This is a genomic window from Streptomyces sp. 2-1 (assembly GCF_048564895.1).
In the GTDB taxonomy this organism is placed as follows: domain Bacteria; phylum Actinomycetota; class Actinomycetes; order Streptomycetales; family Streptomycetaceae; genus Streptomyces; species Streptomyces phaeochromogenes.
In genome coordinates, this window is record NZ_CP183383.1 from 3,963,963 (window position 1) to 3,980,254 (window position 16,292).

16 protein-coding genes and 2 pseudogenes are annotated in these 16,292 nt (G+C 69.5%); 3 read left to right on the forward strand and 15 right to left on the reverse strand.

All coding sequences use genetic code 11. The annotated features are described in order from the left end of the window. Positions 1–55: 55 nt before the first annotated feature. Positions 56–394: a P-II family nitrogen regulator gene (locus tag ACN20J_RS17485; protein ID WP_079053597.1), complete on the forward strand. Its 339-nt coding sequence runs from the start codon at positions 56–58 to the stop codon at positions 392–394. Here the strand turns inward: ACN20J_RS17485 and ACN20J_RS17490 are convergent. The 5 genes and pseudogenes from ACN20J_RS17490 to ACN20J_RS17510 all read right to left on the reverse strand — a co-directional run. Next, positions 291–1,304, reverse strand: a pseudogene (locus ACN20J_RS17490) (WxL protein peptidoglycan domain-containing protein); the annotation flags it as partial. The gene ACN20J_RS17485 and the pseudogene ACN20J_RS17490 sit on opposite strands and share 104 nt — an antisense overlap. Before the next feature lie 115 nt (positions 1,305–1,419). After that, positions 1,420–2,745 (reverse strand): beta-xylosidase, encoded by a 1,326-nt coding sequence (locus ACN20J_RS17495; protein ID WP_419666269.1) that lies wholly within the window; start codon positions 2,743–2,745, stop codon positions 1,420–1,422. A 294-nt stretch (positions 2,746–3,039) separates the two neighbouring features. Beyond that, positions 3,040–3,516, reverse strand: a complete 477-nt coding sequence (locus ACN20J_RS17500; protein WP_190227958.1) for a hypothetical protein — start codon at positions 3,514–3,516, stop codon at positions 3,040–3,042. Between the two features lie 471 nt (positions 3,517–3,987). After that, positions 3,988–4,341 (reverse strand): cytidine deaminase, encoded by a 354-nt coding sequence (locus ACN20J_RS17505; protein ID WP_361905194.1) that lies wholly within the window; start codon positions 4,339–4,341, stop codon positions 3,988–3,990. A 136-nt stretch (positions 4,342–4,477) separates the two neighbouring features. Further along, positions 4,478–5,299, reverse strand: a complete 822-nt coding sequence (locus ACN20J_RS17510; protein ID WP_419668901.1) for a helix-turn-helix transcriptional regulator — start codon at positions 5,297–5,299, stop codon at positions 4,478–4,480. 267 nt (positions 5,300–5,566) lie between these two features. Between ACN20J_RS17510 and ACN20J_RS17515 the strand changes: the two are divergent. Then, positions 5,567–6,931: pseudogene (locus tag ACN20J_RS17515) on the forward strand (MFS transporter); the annotation flags it as partial. 33 nt (positions 6,932–6,964) lie between these two features. On the opposite strand, the gene ACN20J_RS17520 reads toward ACN20J_RS17515, so the two are convergent. Together ACN20J_RS17520 and ACN20J_RS17525 are read right to left on the reverse strand one after the other, a co-directional pair. Continuing rightward, a complete protein-coding gene (locus ACN20J_RS17520; protein WP_189837914.1) occupies positions 6,965–7,195 on the reverse strand; it encodes a DUF397 domain-containing protein in 231 nt (76 codons plus the stop codon). A gap of 181 nt (positions 7,196–7,376) precedes the next feature. Next, positions 7,377–8,276: a helix-turn-helix domain-containing protein gene (locus tag ACN20J_RS17525; protein WP_189837913.1), complete on the reverse strand. Its 900-nt coding sequence runs from the start codon at positions 8,274–8,276 to the stop codon at positions 7,377–7,379. Between the two features lie 468 nt (positions 8,277–8,744). Here ACN20J_RS17525 and ACN20J_RS17530 point away from each other — a divergent pair, with 468 nt between their 5' ends. Further along, positions 8,745–8,873 (forward strand): hypothetical protein, encoded by a 129-nt coding sequence (locus tag ACN20J_RS17530; protein ID WP_257678097.1) that lies wholly within the window; start codon positions 8,745–8,747, stop codon positions 8,871–8,873. Positions 8,874–9,077: 204 nt separating this feature from the next. Here ACN20J_RS17530 and ACN20J_RS17535 read toward each other — a convergent pair whose 3' ends face one another. From ACN20J_RS17535 to ACN20J_RS17570, 8 genes are all read right to left on the reverse strand, one after another. Next, the gene (locus tag ACN20J_RS17535; protein ID WP_189837912.1) at positions 9,078–9,437 is read right to left on the reverse strand and encodes an MmcQ/YjbR family DNA-binding protein; all 360 of its coding nucleotides are present in this window, start codon (positions 9,435–9,437) and stop codon (positions 9,078–9,080) included. Beyond that, on the reverse strand, positions 9,434–10,738 hold the full coding sequence (locus ACN20J_RS17540) for a hemolysin family protein (RefSeq protein ID WP_189837911.1): 1,305 nt from the start codon (positions 10,736–10,738) through the stop codon (positions 9,434–9,436). Before ACN20J_RS17540 ends, ACN20J_RS17535 begins: the two co-directional genes overlap by 4 nt. Beyond that, complete coding sequence (ybeY, locus tag ACN20J_RS17545; protein ID WP_055612361.1) at positions 10,735–11,235, reverse strand: rRNA maturation RNase YbeY; 501 nt, start codon at positions 11,233–11,235, stop codon at positions 10,735–10,737. Before ybeY ends, ACN20J_RS17540 begins: the two co-directional genes overlap by 4 nt. Positions 11,236–11,247: 12 nt before the next feature. Then, a complete protein-coding gene (locus ACN20J_RS17550) occupies positions 11,248–12,306 on the reverse strand; it encodes a PhoH family protein (RefSeq protein ID WP_189837910.1) in 1,059 nt (352 codons plus the stop codon). Between the two features lie 237 nt (positions 12,307–12,543). Next, on the reverse strand, positions 12,544–13,656 hold the full coding sequence (locus ACN20J_RS17555; protein ID WP_419666270.1) for a carbohydrate kinase family protein: 1,113 nt from the start codon (positions 13,654–13,656) through the stop codon (positions 12,544–12,546). A gap of 257 nt (positions 13,657–13,913) precedes the next feature. Continuing rightward, positions 13,914–14,906 carry an adenosine deaminase gene (locus tag ACN20J_RS17560; protein ID WP_419666271.1) on the reverse strand — a complete coding sequence of 331 codons (993 nt, stop codon included), beginning with the start codon at positions 14,904–14,906 and terminating at the stop codon, positions 13,914–13,916. Positions 14,907–14,926: 20 nt separating this feature from the next. After that, the gene (locus tag ACN20J_RS17565) at positions 14,927–15,832 is read right to left on the reverse strand and encodes a ribonuclease Z (protein ID WP_361923494.1); all 906 of its coding nucleotides are present in this window, start codon (positions 15,830–15,832) and stop codon (positions 14,927–14,929) included. Positions 15,833–15,864: 32 nt separating this feature from the next. After that, positions 15,865–16,218, reverse strand: a complete 354-nt coding sequence (locus ACN20J_RS17570; RefSeq protein WP_189837906.1) for a histidine triad nucleotide-binding protein — start codon at positions 16,216–16,218, stop codon at positions 15,865–15,867. Between the last annotated feature and the right edge of the window lie 74 nt (positions 16,219–16,292).

The following is a 16,292-nucleotide window of genomic DNA, read 5'->3' on the forward strand; positions in this document are numbered from 1 at the left end:
GGGGCTAGGCTCCCGCCCCCATCACCCGCATCGCGCAGAAGGCCAGGACCCCGGCATGAAGCTCATCACCGCGATCGTCAAGCCGCACCGGCTCGACGAGGTCAAGACCACCCTCCAGGACCTCGGCGTGCACGGGCTGACCGTCACGGAGGCCAGCGGGTACGGGCGCCAGCGCGGCCACACGGAGGTGTACCGCGGGGCCGAGTACCAGGTCGACCTGGTCCCCAAGATCCGTATCGAGGTCGTCGTCGAGGACGCGGACGCCGACGCCGTCATCGAAGGGATCGTGAAGGCGGCGAAGACGGGGAAGATCGGCGACGGAAAGGTGTGGACGGTGCCGGTGGAGACGGTGGTGCGGGTACGGACGGGCGAGCGCGGTCCCGACGCCCTCTGATCCTCATCCCCACGGCCACGCCGCCGGCGATCCCCAATCCGACCACGACCGCCACGAGCCACGGCAGCGCGAAGAACGACGTACTCGCCGACTCGCGGGTGTCGCGCGCGCTGGCGGTCAACGTCACGTCACCCCAGTCGAGTTGGGGCGCGCCACGCCACGGTTCGCTGAGCTTCACCCGCTGCCCGGGCAGCAGCTCGGAGGGGACCTCGGCCAGGTCTCGGGCGAGCAGCGTACGACCGAAGAGCCCCTCGGCCTTGAGCTCCACCTTGGGGTTGAGGGTGACGTTGCCGGTGTTGTGGAGGGTGTAGGAGACGGTGGCCGTGCTGTCGCCCATGCCCGGGACGAGGGGCTGGTGGTGGGTGATGCGGACGTCCTCGACGGCGACGGCGGGCACGGTCGGCCCGCCCACCCGCAGATAGATCCGGGCGCCGACGGCCCGCTGCACGCCGACCTCGACGGCCCCCGACCCGCCATCGATCCGCTCGTCGAGGGCGACCAGCGCGCCCGGATGGTCCCCGGGTTCGGCCCCCTCGGGCACCCGGATGGTGAACGGCACGGTGACCGAGCCGCGCGCGGGCACGGTCACCCGGGACTTCGCGGGCTTCGCCCAGGCACCGACGCCCCGCTGCTTCTCCTTGCTGGTGCGCACCGCGAACCCGCCGTCCCGGGCGGTGTTGTAGGCGTCGGCCGCGTACAGCCGGAAGGTCAGTGGCCGCCCGGTCTTGTTGGCGACGGTGACCTTGTCCTTAAGGGTCGCCCCCGGATCGGCGGAGAGATGGAAGTAGGGCCGCGAGGCGAGGTCCGTCGAGACGGGGTAGACGGACCAGCTGCCGTTGTCGGCGGCGTACGCGGGCGACCCGGTCAGGCCGAGGAGCAGCAACAGGAGGAGGACGAACGGCTTGCGCATGGGTGCGGACCCCCGGCGGTGAGCGAGTCGGACGAGGCGGACGGGCGGGTGCGCGCCCGACCACCGATGAAACGAGCCTGCTTACAGCTCAGTTGGTGTCTTTGTTGACGATGTGTCAGGTGAGCGTGAGCGTGAGCACGCCGGAGTACGTACCGGGCGGGGTGAACGCCGGAACGTTCAGCGACAGCCTGGCGTCGACGGTGAACTCACCACCGGTCTGCGCGCCGTTGGGGGTGGACGCCAAGGTCGCCCCCGCACTGCCGACCGAGCCGGGCGAACCGGGCTGGCAGGTGCTCGGACTGCCGGTCTTGGTGGCGCAGACCGGGGTCCAGCCCAGTTTGGCGGCGTCGATCTTCACCCCGCCGGGACCGGCGAAGTCGGTGACCTTGCCGGTCAGGGACCAGCCCGCGGGTCCGCCGCGGAAGTCCTTGACGGTGACCGTCTGCAGGGAGCCGCGCGAGAAGCCGCCCTTGCCGTAGTCGACCGCCGCGAGTTCGACGGTGTCACCGGCCTGGGTCATGGACAACGTGCCTGCTTTGACAGAGGAGTTGACCTTCTGGCTGCCTTCGGGGAGAGGCGTGTCGTCGATGACGACGTAGGCGGCGGGACCGGCGCCCTTGGCATCGCTCCAGGCACTTCCCTCGTACGCCACGACCCCGGTCGTCGCCTTGTCGCTGACGACAAGGGTGCCGCTGATGGCGCCCTGTGCGTTCGCGGTGGCGGTGCCCTTGTCGGCGGTCTCGGCGGCGCCGGCCCGTCCGGCGAGGGTGACTGCGGCGCCCGGGGTGAAGTTCGTGCCGGTGACGGTCACGCTGTCACCGGGCTTCCCGGAGGCCGTACCGAGGCTGATGGCACGGTTGTTGGTCTGTCCGCCGTCCGTCGCGGTGACCGTCTCGGAGACGGGGGCGGGCGGGTTGGTGACCGTGCACGGGGTGTCCAGCTCCAGGAGATAGCTGGTGTGGATGTTGTAGTCGCCGGGCGAGAGGGTGATCGCGCCGGGTGTGGTGACCGTGAAGGTGCCGGTCATCGAGAACGACGGGAAGGCGCCCTTCCCCGGTACCGGGTCGTTCTTCTTCGGGCCCGCGACCGTGAAGTCACCGGTCTGCGCGCCACCGAGGGTGACCTTGCCGGTGGGCGTCATGATGTCGGCGGGCAGGGCGATGTCGACCGGGTTGGACGCGGCCGGCTTGACCACCGTGTACGTGACGGTGACCGTGTCGCCCACCTTGGGCGTGGCGTTGTCCACCGCGATCTTGGCGGTGGTCGTGCCGTCGATCGGCGGGATGCCCGCGATGGGCGGTGGGACGCAGTGCGTGGCGAAGTCGACCTGCTGAGGCTCCGCGCTCGCGGGACAGGCGAGCGCACCTCCCCCGGTGACCGCGAGCGCGGTCGCTCCGAGAAGTGCCGCCCAACGGTGGCGTCTTCGGGTTCCTGAACCCATGTTTGCCCCTCCTGAGGATTGCGGGCGCAGCGGCTCTTTCGCGTTCTTCTGTGTGCTTCCGCGTTCTTCTGCGCCGACAGGGGGACATTGATGTGTTGGTTGTGTGAAAAGTCAATGGAATCGCCGGACGTCAACTGATGGGCCATCAGTTCCTGTCAACTTTGTTGCAGGACAGGGCAGTTGAGCGCAACGACCGGACCGGTGCCGCCGCGCGCAGGCGACACCGGTCCATGGCTCGACTTGCTCGTGAGGGGTTGCGTGGGGGGTTACGTGGGGGGAGCTACCGCCCGGGACTCACTCGAAGACGAACGGCCCCGGCGACTGCGCTCCTTCCGCCGTACACGTCACGGTGATGAACCCGAAGATCACCATCTGCAGGGAGCCGCCGAACGCCTCCAGGCTGTCGCCGGGCGCCACCGTGCCGCTCAGCGGGCCGACCGAGACGCCACCGCCCGCGGCTATCGCGGGGTTCTTCGTGCCCGTGAAGGCGGTCGTGCCACCGCTCGCCTTCACCATGGTGAGTGTGGAGACGATCGAGTCCGCGTCGAGGGCGAGCGGGGAGGTGATCTCGGAGGAGCTGAGGGTGATGGTGGCGGAGGTGCCGGTCTGGGTGGCCGTGAGGGTGGCCTCACCGCCGCCGTAGGCACCGCAGTCGGCGATGATCGTGGCGGTCTGGGGGACGACGGCCGCGGCACCAGGAGCGAGGGCCAGACCGGCGGCGAGGGTGCCGGCGGCTAACGCCGCACCGATTCCGAGTCGCTTGCATCTCATTGGGGATTCCCTTCCCTTGTACGGGAATTGCCATGTGGGGACGTACGACGGGCGCGCCGTCGTGCGGGCACGCGTGCTTGCCACCGGTGCCTGTGCGCAGGCCGGCGACGGTGCGGGGATTCACGTGCGCACGGACCAGTCACCGCGAGCGGTGTGCGGACACGCTGCGCGGCGACGAATCTGACGGTCCGTCGGAAGAGCTGTCGTCCATTGATACGCGAGCGGCTCGGGATTGCAAGAGAAGCGGTGGGGAATCTTCCGGTGGCCGAAGATGTGGCCGAAGTCGACCGGTGGGGCCCGCGCCCCTTCAGGGGCGCGGGGAACTGCGCACCCCAGCCACAACGGACCCGCACGTACGTCAGCCCGTCCGGCGTTTGAGGACGAGGCCGTTCAGGCCGATAGGGGGGGTCTGGGGGCGCAGCCCCCAGTTTCGGGAAGGGGTGGGGCTGGGGAAAGAAAACCGCCCGGCCCTCAGCCCGCAGCCACCCGCACCCGAACCTCCCCATCAAGCCCGGCGACCAGCACAACAGTCCCCGCCCCACCAAGATCCCGCACAACCGCCAGATCGCCGTCCGCCAAGGACCCCGCCTCGGTCACCACAGCCCCCGCCTCCAACGACTTCGCCCCGGAAGCCACAGCCATGGCCACCGCGGTCTGCAACGCACTGAGCCGCAGAGAAGGCAGGTCAACGGTCCCCGCAACATACGTACGGCCGGTGTCGTCCCGCACGGCCGCCCCCTCGGGCACACCATTACGGGCCCGTACGGAACGGGCCAGGGTGACGATCTTGCGGTCCTCGGGATCGAGCGCGGTGCTGTCGGTCATGCCCAGAGCATACGAAGCCCCACCCGATCCCCGCGCGGCGGTACGCGACACGGCCCAGCCGTACGCCCGACACACCTGCAAAGCCTGCACACTCACCCTCGCCGCCCCGGACTACCGCCTACCTCCGCCACGCCTGCTACCCGGCAACCGGATACATCGCCCCACGCCGCCCCTCCGCAGAGGCCAGCCACTCCAGCTTCGCCGAGGTGTTCGCTTCGGGCAGCGGCGTATGGAGCACGATCGTGAGGTCGGGCCGCGCAGGCACCTTCATGGCGGTAGCTTCCAGGATCAGCACCCCGACCAGCGGATGGTCGAGCTCCTTGCGGGTCTGCCCCGGAGCCTCGATGTCCCGCCGCTCCCACAGCTCCGTGAACTCGGCACTGGCCGCCTTCACCCGGGCCAGTACGTCCTGGAACCCCTCGTCGTCGGGCGCGGCAGCGCAGGAGGCACGGAACTGGGCGACGACCGTCCGGGCGTTGTCCTCCCAGGTCAGCGACCGGCCCCGGTACAGCGGGTCGGTGAAGAAGTCGAGGAGGCAGTTCTGCATGTCCTTGGGACGCATGCCGAGGACCGCCCCGGCGGCGTCGTTGTACATGACGCAGTTGTAGTAGGCGTCCATGATGTGCGCCGGATACGGCATCCACGTGTCGATCAGCCGCCGCAGCCCCTCGCACATGTCCCGGTCCCCGGGCGCGACCTCGGGCGCGGGCGGATTGAGCCCGGCGAGCAGATACAGATGGCGCCGCTCGGCGTTGCTCAGCCGCAGCACACGGGCCACCGAGTCGAGGACCTGCGGCGACACGGAGATGTCCCGCCCCTGCTCCAGCCACTGGTACCAGGAGGCGCCGACGCCCGCGAGTACGGCGACCTCCTCGCGACGCAGCCCGGGAGTACGCCGACGGGCACCACCGTCCGGCAGCCCGGCCTCGGCCGGGGACACCCGCGCCCTGCGGCTCATCAGGAACTCACGCAGCTCGCTCAGCCGACGGGTCTTGAGCACGTCATCAACCACGTACGAATCCCCCTCCGGGTGGCTGGTGTTGTGACCACCAGCATAAGTTCCGGCTCCCCACCGATATTCCGACGGCCACAAGCTCATGCCATGCCAGCCGAACCCTCCCTCGTACACGAGCAAGAACGCGAACGCGAACACGAACGCGAACACAACCACCAACCACCCAACCAAGAACGGACAGCCCCACCCCAATCTCCGCCCCCCTCTCCAACCCCCCACCTCTCCCCCCGAGACAGACTCGTCCTCTTCGTCCTCTGCGCGGCCCAGTTCATGGTCGCGCTCGACTTCTCCGTACTGAACGTGGCGTTGCCGGTGCTCGGCCAGGACCTGGGCATGAGCCAGTCGGCCCTCCAGTGGGCGGTGACGGCGTTCGCGCTGCCGTCCGGCGGATTCCTGCTGCTGTTCGGACGGATGGGTGACCTGTACGGGCGCCGCAGGCTGTTCCTCGCCGGGCTGGCCCTGTTCGGCGCGGCCTCGCTGCTCGCGACCTTCGCCTGGGACCCGGCGTCGTTCCTGGCCGGGCGGGCACTGCAGGGCCTCGGCGCGGCGGCGATCGTACCGACGGGCATGTCGCTGCTGACGACGACGTTCCCGGAGGGCCCGGCCCGCGACCGTGCCCTCGGTATCAGCGGCACCCTGCTCTCCCTGGGCTTCACCGTCGGCATGGTGGCGGGCGGGGTCCTGACGGACGCGTTCGGCTGGCGCTCCACGATGGGCCTGCTGACGCTCTTCGCCCTGATCGTGCTGCCCCTGGCCCCGACCCTGCTCCCGGAGTCCCGGCACACCGAGCGCCCCCGCCTGGACGTCCCGGGCGCGGTGACCGTCACCGGCGGCCTGCTGGCCCTGATCTACGCCCTGTCGACGGCGGCGGAAACCGGCTTCGGCAGCACGGACGTGATCGCGACCCTGGTCGCCGGAGTCGCCCTGCTGGCGCTCTTCGGGTACGTCGAGTCGCGCACCGCGGAGCCCCTGGTCTCCCTGCCGATGCTGCGCCGCCGCACGGTGGCGTGGGGCAATCTGGGCGGCCTGGTCACCTTCTCGATGATGTCGACGGTGATCTTCGTCCTGACGCTCTACCTCCAGGAGACGCTGCACCTGTCGGCCTTCGAGACGGGCCTGGTCTTCGGCGTCGTGGGGGTGATGTCCGCGGTGGCGGGCAGCTACGCCCCGAGGATCATCGGCCGCCTGGGCGCCCGCCGCACACTGGTCGCCTCGCTCGCCGGCCAGGGCGCGTTCATCGCTTCCCTGCTCGCCCTCGGCACCGGCGGCTGGTCGGTCTGGCTGGCCACGGCCGCGGTGTCACTGGCCTGCATGTGCCACCTGGGCGCGATCATCTCGTACGGCCTGACCGTCACCTCGGGCGTCCCCGACCACGAACAGGGCCTCGCCACAGGCCTGGTGACCTCCACCCAACAGATCGGCCTCACCCTGGGCATCCCCCTCCTCGGCACCCTGGCCACCACGGCCCCGAACCTCCTCTCCGGCGTCCACACGGTGGTGGCACTGGACGCGGCGATCGTGCTGGGGGCGGCGGCGCTGGTGGCGCTGGGCCTGGGCCGCGCGCCGCGCCACTGACTGGGGGCACGACGACGGCCCGCGCCGGATGTCTCAGGCGCGGGCCGTCGTATCGTGCGAAGGAGGTGGGGTGTCTCGCGGCGACGGAGTCGCCATCAGGCCGAGGAAGGCACACCACGCCGTCGGTCCGAGGGCGACGACGCGGCCATGAGAGCGGATCGAGTCGCGCACCAGCACAGCTTCACCGGTCCAGGCGACTTCGACGCAGTTGTTGTTTCCCCCCGTGCTCGCACTGCTCTTGCGCCATGCCCATGAGCCACCCACGCTTCTCCTCCAGCCCGGGTGCAGAAGGCCCCACCGCGGCTTCCCCTCGTACCGCTGGCGCGCGGGCAGGCAGCACCTCTTTCAGGATAGTGCGGGGTCATCCGGACATGGAGAGCTGAAACCCGCCAACGTCCCTCAGAGCAACGCGAGTTGACGCAGCGGCCGACCTGGGAAGCGGTCGTCACTCCGCTTCGTTCTCCAGAAGCGTTTCCAGGTCGTCGGATCCCTCACCCATCCTGGCCGCGAGCCTGGGCAGCACGACACCGGCCTCGTCCTTGATGGCCAGGTCCTCGAGCTCCCAGAACGTCTCCAGATAACGCCCCGTCTCCTCGGCCGAGTTGCCGGCATAAGTGCCGCCACGAGGGTCTTCCAGATACAGCGAGTCCGGCATCTCCTCGGCCTCGAACTCGAAGAGCGTGAAGGGCCCCTGCATGGCCGGATGGGTGCCGACACTGAACGGGAGGACCTGGATGTTGATGTGCGGTTCTGCGGCAAGCTCGGCGAGCCGCTCCAGCTGGGCCCGCATCACACCACGCCCGCCGACGCGCCTGCGCACGACCGACTCGTCGAGGATGAAGAACAGTTGACGCCCGCCTTCGGCGGACAGCACCTCCTGACGGGTGAGCCGCGCCTCGACAGCACGGTCCAGGGCCTCGTCGGAAACTCCCTTGTCGTAGGCCATCATCACGGAGCGCGCGTACTCCTCGGTCTGGAGGAGGCCCGGGATCACCAGCGAGCCGTAGTGCCGGATGATCGACGCCGCCGACTCCAGGGCAAGGAACTGGAGGAACTCCTTGCCGTACACGTCCCGGAACTCCGTGAAGGGCATCTTCCGGCTGCCCCGGGCCAGATCGAGCAGGGCATCGATCTTGCGCCGGTCACCGATCCCGTACGCGGCAAGAAGAGGGCGCAGGTCGTTGACCGAGATGCCGACCTCACCGGCCTCGATACGGATCAGCTTGGAGGGACTCCACTCCATCTTCGCCGCGACCTGGCGCTGCGTGAGATCGGCGGCGACACGTGCCCTGCGGAGCTCCGTACGCAGCCGTAGCCGCTGTAGTGCCGCACTTGGCGCGCTCACGATGGCTCCACCCCCAAACAGACCATGCGAGTTGCAACATAGCAGACTAGCATCTCACTCATCGAGTCCTTCCTGGCTGACAGTTTACTGGGCAGCCGAGGGGAACCTCGAATGGCGCACATAGGTCGGTAATCAGCAGCGCTCCCTCCGGCAGTTTGCCGAACGCTACCTCGCTCCTAGCGATGCAGCCGACCGGATGACTCTCAACGGAGCAACCGAAATTCTTCATGACATCCGCCAACTCGCCGACAGTACTACCCAGAAAAGGACCTGCAGGCTAGGCTGGCTCAAAGCAGTGCTGTACCCAACTGCCAAGCATCACAAGGAGGTTGATCGCCAAGCGATCGCAGAGGTCGGCTCACCCCATCGGGTGCCATCTCCTTCACCGCCTCGGAACCACCCGTTCGTGGCTCACCGCGGTATCCACGGCATCACGTGGAGCCGGGACCGAGGAAGGAGTACAGCCCCATGGCCGAAGAGCCGGACGGGCGTCGCAACATCCGCACGTGGGCCGAATGGGCGGTCATCGCCGCCCCCTGGGCCAGCCTCATCGCCGTGATCTACGAGATCATCGACGACTGGATCCTCCACGTGTGACACACACGTGGCCCCGACCTGAGGGGCCGGGGCCAGGTGAGGTGGACGCCAACACAAGTGTTCCACTCCGAGTCTCCTTGGCCGGTGCCCGGAGTGGAGCCGTCTCGCTTCCACCGGTCCCTCCATTCTGCCGCCCCGCCCACGCGATGGCGAGCCCGTAGGAACAGCTTCCTGAAGCAGGCACGGCCGCCGTGCGCTCCTTCTTCAGCTCCGGTCCAGCCGCAGTCGCTCCGACCGCGGCAGACCCGCCACGACGAGGTCGTACGAGTCCTCGATGAGCTCCCTGACCAGCTGGTCCGGGAGCTCTCCGTCGGCCGTCACCGTGTTCCAGTGGCGTTTGTTCATGTGGTAGCCGGGGATGATCATGCCCTCGTGTTCGCCGCGCAGGCGCACCGCGTCATCGGGGTCGCACTTCAGGTTCACCGTGAGCGGGTGGGCGTCCAGGCGGGTCAGGGCGAACAGTTTGCCCAGCACTTTGAAGACCGAGGTCTCCGGGGTGAAGGGGAAGTCCTCGACGGTCGCGTTGAAGGACAGGCAGAACGTGCGCAGCTCCTGCGGGGTCACTCCGGCTTCTCCTCCTCGGGGGAGCCGGCCGGGCCCACGGGCTCGACCAGCACCGTGACGATCTTGTTCCGGCGGCCGGCCGAGGCCTCTGCCGTGAGCCGCAGTTCGCGTCCGTCGGGCAGTTCGACCACTGACGAGGCGGAGGCGATGGGCACGCGGCCGAGTGCCTTCGCGAGGAGGCCGCCCACCGTCTCGACGTCCTCGTCGTCGTACGCCTCGAAGCCGTACAGCTCGCCGAGGTCGCCGATGTCGAGGCGCGCGGTCACCCGGTAGCGGTCGTCGCCGAGGTCCTCCACGGGCGGCAGTTCGCGGTCGTACTCGTCGGTGATCTCGCCGACGATCTCCTCGAGGATGTCCTCGATGGTGACGATGCCGGCCGTGCCGCCGTACTCGTCGATGACGACGGCGACGTGGTTGCGGTCCTGCTGCATCTCGCGGAGCAGGTCGCCGGCGTTCTTCGTGTCGGGGACGAAGGCGGCGGGCCGCATCGCCGTCGACACCAGCTCGCTCTCGGCGTCCCGGCTGATGTGCGTCTTTCTGGCCAGGTCCTTCAGGTACACGATCCCGACGATGTCGTCCTCGCTCTCCCCGGTGACGGGGACGCGGGAGAAACCGGACCGCAGGGCCAGCGTCAGCGCCTGCCGGATCGTCTTGTAGCGCTCGATGACCACCAGGTCCGTACGCGGGACCATGACCTCCCGTACGAGCGTGTCGCCCAGCTCGAAGACGGAGTGCACCATGCGGCGCTCCTCGTCCTCGATGAGCGACTCCTTCTCCGCGAGGTCGACCATCGCCCGCAGCTCGGCCTCGGAGGCGAACGGGCCGCGCCGGAAGCCCTTGCCGGGCGTGAGCGCGTTGCCGATGAGGATCAGGAGCGGCGGGATCGGGCCCATGATCCTGGCGAGCGGCAGCAGTACGTACGCCGCCGCCGTGGCCGTGTTCAGCGGGTGCTGGCGGCCGATGGTGCGCGGCGAGACACCGACCGCCACGTACGACACGAGGACCATGACACCGATGGCGACGGCCAGCGCCTCCCAGGTCTCGGCGAACTCCTTCAGGCAGGCGTACGTGACGAGCGCGGCGGACGCCATCTCGCAGGCGACACGCACCAGCAGCGCCACGTTCAGATAGCGGGTCGGGTCGGCGGCGACCTGGGCGAGCTTGGCACTGCCGCGGCGGCCGGACCGTACGGCCTCCTCGGCGCGGAAGCTGGAGACGCGGGCGAGACCGGCCTCCGCGCAGGCGGCGAGCCAGGCGACCACGACAAGGGCGATGGCGCCTACGACGAGTTGCGGGCTCATGAGACGGTCGGGGCCGGGGACGGGCCGGTCAGGCCCTTCTCCGCACGCCAGCCGTCCACGATGGCCGCCTGGAGGCCAAACATCTCGGCCTTCTCGTCCGGCTCCTCGTGGTCGTAGCCGAGCAGATGCAGCACTCCATGGACGGTGAGGAGCTGGAGCTCCTCGTCCATGGAGTGCTGCGTGTCGGCTTCCTTGCCCTGCCGCTCGGCGACCTCGGGGCAGAGCACGATGTCGCCGAGCAGCCCCTGCGGGGGCTGCTCGTCGTCGTCCTTCGACGGCGGCCGGAGCTCGTCCATCGGGAACGACATGACATCCGTCGGACCGGGCAGGTCCATCCACTGGATGTGGAGCTGCTCCATGGCGTCGGCGTCCACGACGATCACCGAGAGCTCGGAGAGCGGGTGGATCCGCATCCGCGCGAGGGCATAGCGGGCGATGTCGAGGATCGCCTGCTCGTCGACCTCGGTTCCGGACTCGTTGTTGACGTCGATCGACATGGTCGCGCTGGTCTACTTCCGCTTGTTACGGGCGCCCTTGTGGGTGCCGTTCTCCGTACCGTTCTGGCTGTCGTACTTCTCGTACGCGTCGACGATACGGCCGACCAGCTTGTGCCGTACGACGTCGTGGGACGTGAGGCGGGAGAAGTGGACGTCGTCGAGGCCCTCCAGGATGTCCTGGACCTGACGCAGACCGGACTTCGTGCCGCTCGGCAGGTCGACCTGGGTGACGTCACCCGTGATCACGATCTTCGATTCGAAGCCGAGACGGGTGAGGAACATCTTCATCTGTTCGGGGCTCGTGTTCTGGGCCTCGTCCAGGATGATGAAGGCGTCGTTGAGCGTACGACCACGCATGTACGCCAGCGGGGCCACCTCGATCGTCCCGGCCGCCATCAGCCGCGGGATCGAGTCCGGGTCGAGCATGTCGTGCAGCGCGTCGTACAGCGGGCGCAGGTAGGGGTCGATCTTCTCGTAGAGCGTGCCGGGCAGGAAGCCGAGCCGCTCTCCCGCCTCCACCGCGGGGCGGGTCAGGATGATGCGGTTGACCTGCTTGGACTGCAGTGCCTGCACGGCCTTGGCCATGGCGAGGTAGGTCTTGCCCGTACCGGCGGGGCCGATGCCGAAGACGATGGTGTGCTTGTCGATGGCGTCGACGTACCGCTTCTGGTTGAGCGTCTTGGGGCGGATGGTGCGGCCGCGCGAGGACAGGATGTTCTGTGTGAGCACTTCGGCCGGGGTCTCCTGGCCGTCGCCCTCCCCGTTCTCGCTCGCCCTCAGCATGGCGATCGAGCGTTCCACTGCGTCCTCCGTCATCGGCTGTCCGGTGCGGAGCACCAGCATCATCTCGTCGAACAGGCGCTGGACGAGGGCCACTTCACGGGCTTCGCCGATGGCGCTGATCTCATTGCCCCGGACATGGATGTCGGCCGCCGGGAAGGCCTTCTCGATCACGCGCAGAAGGGCGTCTCCAGACCCCAGCACGGTCACCATGGGGTGCTTGGCCGGGACGGTGAACTGCGCTCGTGACTGCCCCTGCGCGGGGGTGTGAGCTGTGGGTGTCTGCGTCATGGGCCGGCTCTGAAGGCCTGCTCATCCTCCTCGGTGAGGCACGCTTGCCGGTACGGCAGCCTTGTGCTTCCAAGAGTACGACGGGGCACCGACAACGCCGTAGGACTTTTCGCCCGCACCGGTGGACGCGGGCGAATCTGCCGGGGACCCGGCGCGGATCCACCCGCGGCCCGACACGGATCCACCGACGCCCTCACCCGGATCCACCTGCGGACTCACGCGGATCTGCCCGCAGCCTCACGCGGATCGGCCGAACCCGATCGTCGGTACCGCCCGCCGCAGGGGCCACGCCCGGCTCGGCTCCGGAAGGAGGGGTTCCAGGAAGGCGTACCGGCCGAGCGCCGCCGGATCCTGGTGGTCGTACGACTGCACGCGCCGCCACCACCCGGCGATCTCCGACCAGCCGGGGGCCGACAGGGACCCCCCGAACTCCTGGACCGACAGCGCGGCGGTGAGGCCCGCGAAGGCGAGCCGGTCGGCCAGCGGCCACCCGGCCAGGGTGCCCGTGACGAACCCGGCCACGAAGACATCGCCCGCGCCGGTGGGGTCCATGGCCTCGACCTCGATGGCCGGAACCTCGGCGGTCTCCCCGGTCCGTCCGTCCACGGCGTACGCGCCCTCGGCACCGAGAGTGACGACGGCGAGCGGCACGTGCTCGGTGAGCGCGTGGGCGGCGGCGCGGGGACAGGTGGCGCCCGTGTACCGCATGGCCTCCTCGGCGTTCGGCAGGAACGCCTCGCAGTGCGCCAGGTCGGGGAGCCCGGCGAGGTCCCAGCGGCCCGTGTCGTCCCAGCCGACGTCGGCGAAGATCCGCGTCCCCTTGCCCGCCGCCCCGGCGATCCAGGGGGCGCGGGTGCCGGGCGTGAGCGAGGCGACGGCCGCGCGTGCGCGGGGCGGGCAGTCCGGGGCGGGCTCCTCCGGAGGCGGCTCGTGGCCGTGGCTGACCATCGTCCGCTCTCCCTCGTACGCCATCGAGACGGTCACCGGGGAGTGCCAGCCCGGAACCGTGCGTGACGTGGAGAGGTCGATGCGTTCGCCCTGCTCCAGGGCGTCCCAGCAGTACTCGCCGTAGTGGTCGTCGCCGAAGGCGGCGGCGAGGGACGTCTTCAGGCCGAGCCGGGCGAGCGCGGTGGCCATGTTGGCGACCCCGCCAGGGCTGGACCCCATCCCGCGCGCCCAGGACTCGGTGCCGCGGACCGGGGCGGAGTCGAGTCCGGTGAAGATGATGTCGAGGAAGACTGTGCCGGTGAGGTAGACGTCCCAGGGCGGGTCGTCGTGGGCGCGCAGCCCTGCGAGGGGGTCGACCTGGGCGGTCCGGCTGAGCGGTCCCTCTCCGTTGGACGCGGTCACGGTGCGCTCCCATGAGGTGGTGCGGATTCAGGCCAGTGTGCACCAATCACTCCACCGACCGTGGAGTGTCACGCCGGGCCGAAGGGTTTTCGCCCCCGCCGCCCCTACCCAATCCCGTCCCCTACTCAGGGGCTCCGCCCCCGAACCCCCAAAAGACTGCGCAGTTCCCCGCGCCCCTGAAAACCTAGGGGCGCGGGGAACTGCGCACCCCAGCCACAACCAACCCGCACGTACACCCCACCCTGCCCCCGGCCCCGTCACGGGAACTCGTACGCCTCCACCTCCGCGAGGTACCCGGAGCGCCGCTCCTCGTCGTGGTCGAGGAAGGACGCCACGAACGAATTGCGGGCGAGGTCGCGCAGGCGGTCGGGGGACAGCCCCAACGCCTCGCGCACGGCAAGGAAGTTGTCCCCCACGTACCCACCGAAGTACGCGGGATCATCGGAGTTGACCGTGCACAACAGCCCCGCGTCGAGCATCGCCGGCAGCGGATGGTCCTCCAGGACGTCCACGGCCCGGAGCCGGACGTTGGACAGCGGGCACAACGTCAACGGCACCCGCTCCCGCACCAGCCGGGCCACCAGCTCAGGATCCTCCATGCACCGCAGCCCGTGATCGATCCGCTCGACCCCGAGCACGTCGAGCGCCTCGGTGATGTAGGAGGGCGGCCCCTCCTCCCCCGCGTGGGCGACCCGCCGCAGCCCGAGCGCGGCAGCGGCCTCGTACACCTCACGGAACTTCACGGGCGGATGCCCGACCTCCGCGGAGTCGAGCCCGACACCGACGATCCGGCCGAGGTACGGCTTCGCGGCCTGAAGCGTCTCCATCGCGGACTCGGCGGACTCGTCCCGCAGGAAGCACATGATCAGCTGGGTGGAGACCCCGTGCACGGCCTCGCTCCGGTCGAGCGCCCGCCCGAGCCCCTCCACCACGGTCCCGATCCCGACGCCCCGGGAGATGTGCGCCTGCGGATCGAAGAAGATCTCCGCGTGCCGCACCTCCTGCGCGGCGGCCCGCGCGAGATACGCGTCGGCGAGGTCGGCGAAGTCGTCCTCGGTGCGGAGCACGGCCATGAGCTCGTAGTACAGGTTCAGGAACGACTGCAGGTCCGAGAACTGATACGCCTTACGGAGATCGTCGGTGTCCGCGTAGGGCAGCGCGACACCGTTGCGCGCGGCGAGCGCGAAGGCCAGCTCGGGCTCCAGGGTGCCTTCGATGTGGAGGTGCAGTTCGGCTTTCGGGATGGGCATCAGGGCATCGTACGGCCGTTTCATCTGCGCTTCGGTACCGGCACCCGCAGCAGATCGTGCGCCACGGTCAGCTCCCCCTCGAAGCCGGCGGCCCGCGCCTGCCGCTCGAATTCGTCGGGATCGTCGTACCGCTGACTGAAGTGCGTGAGCACGAGATGCCGTACGCCCGCGTCCCGGGCCACCGCCCCTGCCTGACCTGCCGTCAGATGCCCGTGGTCGACGGCGAGTTGGATGTCCCCGTCCAGGAACGTCGACTCGATGACGAGCATGTCGCAGCCCTCCGCGAGCGCGTACACCCCGTCGCACAGCCGGGTGTCCATGACGAACGCGAACCGCTGCCCGCGCCGCACCTCGCTGACCTCGTCCAGCGACACGTCCCCCAGCGCACCCTCCCGCTGGATCCGCCCCACGTCCGCACCCCTGATCCCGTACGAGGCGAGCCGCTCGGGCAGCATCCGCCGCCCGTCGGGCTCGACGAGCCGGTAGCCGTACGACTCGACGGGGTGGGAGAGCTTGTGGGCCTCCAGCACGTACGACTTCGTGGACGCGAGGACGCCGTCGGAGTCGACCGGCGCCTCCGTGAGCGGGACCGTCTCGCGGTAGGCGGTCGCATGCCGCAGCCGGTCGTAGAACCGCTGCCCGGAGCGCGGGAAGTGGGCGGTGATCTCGTGCGGCACCCGGTCGAGGTTGATCCGCTGGATCACTCCGGCGAGGCCGAGGGAGTGGTCGCCGTGGAAGTGCGTGACGCAGATCCGGTGGAGGTCGTGCGCGGCGACCCCGGCGCGCAGCATCTGCCGCTGCGTGCCCTCGCCGGGGTCGAAGAGGATGCCCTCGCCGTCCCAGCGCAGCAGATAGCCGTTGTGGTTGCGGTGCCGGGTGGGCACCTGGCTGGCGGTGCCGAGGACCACCAATTCGCGTACGGACACGTCGAGTTACCCGAGTTTCCCGTGGGCCGCGGCTAGCCCGGCGGCCACTGCATGCCGCGACCGCCCAGCACATGGGCGTGCGCGTGGAAGACGGTCTGCCCCGCCCCGCTGCCGGTGTTGAAGACGATGCGGTAGCTTTCGAGCTTCTCCTCGGCGGCGACCTCACCGGCCTCGCGCACGACGTCGGCGAGGATCGCGGGCTCGGCGACCGCGAGGGCGGCGGCATCCGGGTGGTGGACCTTCGGGATCACCAGGACGTGGGTGGGTGCCTGCGGGTTGATGTCCCGGAAGGCGACGGTCGTTTCGGTCTCGCGGACGACGGTCGCCGGGATCTTCCCACCGACGATCTTGCAGAACAGACAGTCGCCCTGCGCTTCCCCTGCCATGCGGCCTCCTCACGCTGGATGATCGTTGCCCCGGCATGGTACCGAGCGGCGGACATGTCAGCCCGTCCGGCGTT

Excerpts from the sequence above, each read along its gene's own strand:
- ACN20J_RS17540 (WP_189837911.1), bottom strand. The coding sequence starts at position 10,738 with ATGAGCCCGCAACTCGTCGTAGGCGCCATCGCCCTTGTCGTGGTCGCC.
- ACN20J_RS17510 (WP_419668901.1), bottom strand. The coding sequence starts at position 5,299 with ATGAGCCGCAGGGCGCGGGTGTCCCCGGCCGAGGCCGGGCTGCCGGAC.
- ybeY (WP_055612361.1), bottom strand. The coding sequence starts at position 11,235 with ATGTCGATCGACGTCAACAACGAGTCCGGAACCGAGGTCGACGAGCAG.
- ACN20J_RS17530 (WP_257678097.1), top strand. The coding sequence starts at position 8,745 with ATGGCCGAAGAGCCGGACGGGCGTCGCAACATCCGCACGTGGGCCGAA.
- ACN20J_RS17500 (WP_190227958.1), bottom strand. The coding sequence starts at position 3,516 with ATGAGATGCAAGCGACTCGGAATCGGTGCGGCGTTAGCCGCCGGCACC.
- ACN20J_RS17560 (WP_419666271.1), bottom strand. The coding sequence starts at position 14,906 with ATGCCCATCCCGAAAGCCGAACTGCACCTCCACATCGAAGGCACCCTG.
- ACN20J_RS17485 (WP_079053597.1), top strand. The coding sequence starts at position 56 with ATGAAGCTCATCACCGCGATCGTCAAGCCGCACCGGCTCGACGAGGTC.
- ACN20J_RS17550 (WP_189837910.1), bottom strand. The coding sequence starts at position 12,306 with ATGACGCAGACACCCACAGCTCACACCCCCGCGCAGGGGCAGTCACGA.
- ACN20J_RS17505 (WP_361905194.1), bottom strand. The coding sequence starts at position 4,341 with ATGACCGACAGCACCGCGCTCGATCCCGAGGACCGCAAGATCGTCACC.
- ACN20J_RS17570 (WP_189837906.1), bottom strand. The coding sequence starts at position 16,218 with ATGGCAGGGGAAGCGCAGGGCGACTGTCTGTTCTGCAAGATCGTCGGT.
- ACN20J_RS17495 (WP_419666269.1), bottom strand. The coding sequence starts at position 2,745 with ATGGGTTCAGGAACCCGAAGACGCCACCGTTGGGCGGCACTTCTCGGA.